Source organism: Atribacteraceae bacterium (assembly GCA_035477455.1).
Taxonomy (GTDB): Bacteria; Atribacterota; Atribacteria; order Atribacterales; family Atribacteraceae; genus DATIKP01.
The window spans coordinates 1-5,335 of sequence record DATIKP010000011.1 but is presented as its reverse complement, the minus strand read 5'-3'; the positions used below and the strand labels follow the sequence as shown (position 1 = coordinate 5,335).

The 5,335-nt window shown below is 49.6% G+C and carries 4 protein-coding genes; 1 reads left to right on the top strand and 3 read right to left on the bottom strand.

Annotated features, from left to right (window positions below):
• The coding region (locus VLH40_00465) for an HD-GYP domain-containing protein (protein ID HSV30482.1) at nucleotides 1-987 on the bottom strand (987 nt) is incomplete at its 3' end.
• Nucleotides 988-1,394: 407 nt separating this feature from the next.
• On the opposite strand from VLH40_00465, the gene VLH40_00460 reads away from it, so the two are divergent.
• The gene (locus tag VLH40_00460) at nucleotides 1,395-2,180 is read left to right on the top strand and encodes an HAD-IIA family hydrolase (GenBank protein HSV30481.1); all 786 of its coding nucleotides are present in this window, start codon (nucleotides 1,395-1,397) and stop codon (nucleotides 2,178-2,180) included.
• Between the two features lie 23 nt (nucleotides 2,181-2,203).
• Here VLH40_00460 and VLH40_00455 read toward each other — a convergent pair whose 3' ends face one another.
• Complete coding sequence (locus VLH40_00455) at nucleotides 2,204-4,618, bottom strand: AAA family ATPase (protein HSV30480.1); 2,415 nt, start codon at nucleotides 4,616-4,618, stop codon at nucleotides 2,204-2,206.
• A 56-nt stretch (nucleotides 4,619-4,674) separates the two neighbouring features.
• Nucleotides 4,675-5,335: DnaJ C-terminal domain-containing protein (locus tag VLH40_00450; GenBank protein HSV30479.1), on the bottom strand; the 661-nt coding region annotated here is incomplete at its 5' end.

Sequence of the window (5,335 nt, the reverse complement as noted above, 5' to 3'; positions counted from 1 at the left end):
CCCCTCGCGGTCTTGGAGGATTCTAACCAAGGGGCGGATGGGCAAGCCTTCATTCAGGCGAACCACAACCGCTATTTCTCCGGTAGACAAGCGAACCGTCTCCCCTACCGGATACGGAGCGATGTGTCTGACCATAGTCGTGACCACCTGGACATCGAACAATCTCCCGGCATTCCCCATCAGATATTCCAAGGCTTCCGCATAAGAGAAGCGCTTCCGATAGGGACGATCGACGGTCAATGCATCATAAACATCCGCGCAGGCACAGATCCGGGAAAGAAAGTGGATGTCTTCTTCCGCCAGTCCATAGGGATATCCGGATCCGTCCAGTCGCTCATGGTGCTGAAGGGCGATCGTAATACATTCATCATGTTCAGGGAGATTTTCCAGGAGAATTTCAGCCGACCACGCCGGATGTTTCTCGATGTCCGACCATTCATTGACATTCAGTTGCCCATTCTTATTCAGAATTGCAGCGGGAATTTTCATTTTGCCTAAATCATGCATTATCGCTCCCAAGGCGAGAATCCGAAGCTCCTTACGATCCATGCCTAAAAATTTACCCAGATACACCGATAACGCCGCGACATTCACCGAATGGGCGAAAACTGAATCGTCATGCTGCCGGAGTTGAACCAAGCTGACTACGGATCGTTTCACAGAAAAAATTTCATCGATTATTTCATCCACCAAACGGGTGACTGTCTGCAGCGAAACTCGGGCTCCGCGCACGGTCTGATAAAAAGTATCATGCAGCGTTTGGAGGGCTTTTCTTCGAGTTTCGTGGGATATTGTTTCTTCAAGGTTGTAATCCTTACAACGGTTGTCCCGGATATACACATACTCGAAACCCATTTCCCGTAAACGGTTGATAAACTGCGCCGTCAAGGGGATCCCATCCCTCAATAGAATGACGCCATCCTCCCGGACAACCGGATATCCGATCCGCATGCCTGGCTTAAGGTTCCTTATCGAAATACGTATCATCTTTCAGGTCGGCTCCTTTACCGTTTTGGCCGTAGGTTTCCACAACATAATCGTTCCCCGTGAGATAAAAACTATTACCAAAGCAAAAAAACCAACTTACATGATATGGAAGGAGGGCTTCCATAACTTGAGACTGTGGAAGGAACCCCGGTTTCTTCGGCCGATACTGGTCATGTTTACCGATATTCATTATACTTTGAGAAAGCAAACAGGAAAAGTATGCTGTCCGTATTTCTCTACAAAATGAAGCAGTATCCTTGTCTGGATATGCCAAAGGGTTCTTGGAAAAACAACTCACCCGGCCGATCCGCCGGTAACCGGAGACGAAAATTGAGCAATAGGACAATGAATTGCCGAAAGTTTTTACCCATTACCGATCACCTATCACTGTTTGCAGGAGGTTTTTTATGAACATCGAAGCGATCCGGGTTTTTCTTTTGGACATGGACGGTACCATCTACTTAGGCAACAAACTACTGCCCGGAGCGATTGAGTTTTTCGATACCCTTCACCGTCAGGGTAAAAAGTATTATTTCCTGACCAACAATTCATCTTCCAATGCCGCTTCTTATGCCCGAAAACTTCTTAATCTTGGTTTGAGCGGAATCAATCCCGATCAAGTCATCACCTCGGGGCAATGTGCCGCCTGGCATCTACGGCACATTAAAAGGTACAGCCGCGTGTTTCTCATGGGGACCCGCGAACTTGAACTTGAATTCCTTCGATTCGGTTTCGTTCTGGTGCAAGATCAACCAGATTGTGTTGTCCTCGGTTACGATAAAACACTCACCTGGCCAAAACTCGAACAGGCCAGCACCCTGATCCGACAAGGTTGTCCTTTTTATGCAACCCATCCGGACCTCAACTGTCCTACGGAAAGCGGCTTGGTCATCGACATCGGTTCCCTGATCAAGGCAATCGAAGCCTCAACCGGGGTTCGGCCTCAGATCTTCGGTAAACCATTTCCGGAAATGGTTAACTATGCCCTTGAGCGTTCCGGCTCGACGAGGGAACAGACCGCGATTCTTGGTGATCGTTTGTACACCGATATCGCCATGGGAAAACAGTCGGGTATCCTGTCCATGCTGGTGCTCACCGGAGAATCGCGTAAGTCCGACATAACCGCATCATCCTGGAAACCCGATCTGGTCTTTCCCTCCCTTAAGGAAATCAACGAAGCACTCCAAGGATAAGGGGTATTCCCATAGTCAAGCCATCACGCGCTTTCCTTTTGGAAATGAATGACACCGTGCTCGAAAGTGGCGCGAACCCTGTCACCGGGAAGAAAGTTTCCCCGAATCAACGCTCCGGACAGGGCGCTCTCCACCTCCCGCTGAATAGAACGCTTCAGGGGACGGGCCCCAAAATCAGGCTCAAATCCCTCTCTAGCCAGATGCTCGATCACCGCCTCATCGAACACCAGGTAAATCCGCTGATCTGCAAGACGATTTCGGAGTTTTTCCAGTATCAAGCGGACAATCTCTTTCACCTGAACAAGCTTCAATGGATGAAAAACGATCATTTCATCAAGGCGGTTGATGAATTCAGGACGAAAATTCCTCCCGACTTCTTCGAGGACCTTGTCTCGGACTCTCCGTAAAGCCTCTTCGTTTTCCGGATCGACTTCTCGGAAATGCTGGCTGCCGATATTCGAGGTCATGACGATCACCGTGTTTCGAAAATCCACGGCTCTCCCCTGTCCGTCAGTCAAGCGCCCATCATCAAGTATTTGTAAAAGAATATTGAAGACATCGCTGTGCGCCTTCTCGATTTCATCAAAGAGGATAACCTGATAGGGCCGGCGCCTGACCACTTCGGTCAATTGGCCTCCCTCTTCATATCCCACATACCCGGGAGGCGCTCCGATCAAGCGGGCCACTGAATGTTTCTCCATGTATTCCGACATATCGATCCGCACCAGAGCCGTTTCATCGCTAAAGAGAAAATCCGCCAGCGTTTTGGCCAATTCCGTTTTTCCCACCCCGGTCGGACCCAGAAACATAAATGAGCCAATCGGCCGGTTCGCCTCGCTGATTCCGGCTCGGGAGCGCCGGATCGCTTCTGATACGGCATAAACAGCCTCGTCTTGACCGATCACCCGTTTATGAAGTTCCTCTTCCATGTGTAATAACCTTTGTTTTTCTTCTTCAAGGAGTCTGGTTACCGGAACACCGGTCCAACTGGATACGATTCCGGCTATGTCTTCCTCGCTGACCACTTCATTGATTTCTTTTTCATGTAGCCATCGGTCTTTCTCTCCCTGATACAACGTTTTTAACGATTCCGCCTCGTCTCTCAAGCGGGCCGCCTTTTCGTATTCCTGAGCCTGTACCGCCGCCATCCCCTCTTTGGCTATTCGTTGCAGGTCCTCTTCCATTTTTTTCAATTCAGGAGGAATGCTTTGTATTTCAATCCTTTTCTTACTAGAAGCTTCATCCATCAAATCGATCGCTTTATCAGGCAGAAAACGGTCGGTAATATACCTGTTGGAGAGAACCGCCGAGGCCTCCAGCGCTTCGTCACTGATTTTGACCCGGTGATGGGCTTCATACTTGTCCCGTAAACCCCTAAGAATCGAAACCGTTTCCTCAACGGAAGGCTCACCGACAAAAACCGGCTGAAAACGTCGCTCCAAGGCAGAATCCTTTTCTATATATTTATGGTATTCGTTAAGCGTGGTGGCTCCGACACATTGCAGTTCTCCGCGGGCCAATGCCGGCTTGAGAAGATTAGCTGCGTCAATCGCGCCCTCGGCCGCTCCAGCACCAACTACCGTATGCAGTTCGTCGATGAACAGGATGACTTTTCCTTCCGCTTTTTGCACTTCATCAAGTACGGCTTTCAGGCGTTCCTCAAACTCACCGCGAAATTTCGCCCCGGCCAGGACCGCTCCCAAGTCCAGGGTGATAACCCGTTTGTCCTTGAGGTTTTCCGGGACATTTCCCCGGACTATATCCTGCGCCAGACCCTCGACGACAGATGTTTTACCAACACCGGGATCTCCGATCAGAACCGGATTGTTTTTGGTCCGCCGGCTGAGAATTTGGATAACTCTTTTGATTTCCTCATCCCGACCAATAACCGGATCGAGCTTATTTTCCCGAGCCAATGCCGTGAGGTCCCGCCCATATTTTTCGAGAGATAGATATTTTCTTTCGGCAAATGGATCATCGACCCGCCTCTTTCCTCGAATGTTCTGGAGCACTCGGTATACTTTTTCAACATCGATTCCATAGGAACGGAAAATTCTATGACTTGCTCCGGACTCTTCTTTGGCCACGGCGATCAAAATATGTTCAACCCCAACGTAGGAATCCTGTAACCGTTTAGCTTCTTCCTGGGCATGATCAAGGACCGATTTGGTCCGGGGCGTCAAGTAAATCTGCATCTCCTGACCGCCTTGCGGGTAAACCTGAGGAAGCCTATTCAAGCTTTCCTGGACATCCCGATTCAGGCGTACCGGATCAACCCCGCAGCGTTCGACGATCTGTACCGCCAAGCCTTCCGGCTGTTTCAGCAAGGCCAGAAGCACATGTTCGACATCGAGCTGATTATGATGTCGTTCAACCAGAAGACTACGGGCAATCGACAGAACTTCTTTTGCTTTTTCGGTAAAATGGTCGTAGTCCATCGCAGGTTCTCCCCCTCGTTCATTTCCCTCAAGAAATCCGTGGCAAAAACAATCGTTTATTCGAAGAGAAGATACCGGCGCGGATTCTCGGGCCGCAGGGCGGAAAGCTCTTCGTATAACTTTTTTTCCTTCTGATTGAGATTCTTCGGAATCACAATCGAAATTCGGACGATCTGATCGCCCTTTTCGTTGTTCTTCATCCGGGGAAATCCAAAACCCGGAAGACGAAAAGAGGTATAATTCTGGGTTCCCGGCGGGATTTTCATCTTCACCTTTCCGCTCAAGGTGGGAACTTCGAGCTCGGTTCCCAGAACCGCTTCGCTGACTGTAATCGGTAAATCGAGCAAAACATTGTCGCTCTCCCGCCGAAAATGGGAATGGCTTTTCACCTTGACCATCAGATAAAGATTCTTCCCTCCCAAAACCCCAGGAACTCGTAACTTTGCTCCGTATTTCACACCGGGAGCTATCGTGATATTCACTACTTTCGATTTCCTCTGTGCTCCTTTTCCCCGGCACGAAGCACATGGTTCTGAGTTCTGGGTTATGCCGGTCCCCCCGCAGTTCCGGCAGGGTTCATCATAGTCAACTTTGATCTGTCGGGTAAGGCCCCGGTAACTTTCTTCGAAAGAAATTTCGACTTCACTGATCGTCTCAGTCTCTTCCCATTCAGAAGCCCCTGACGATGGTTGAGTTTGGGTCGCATACCGGATATTA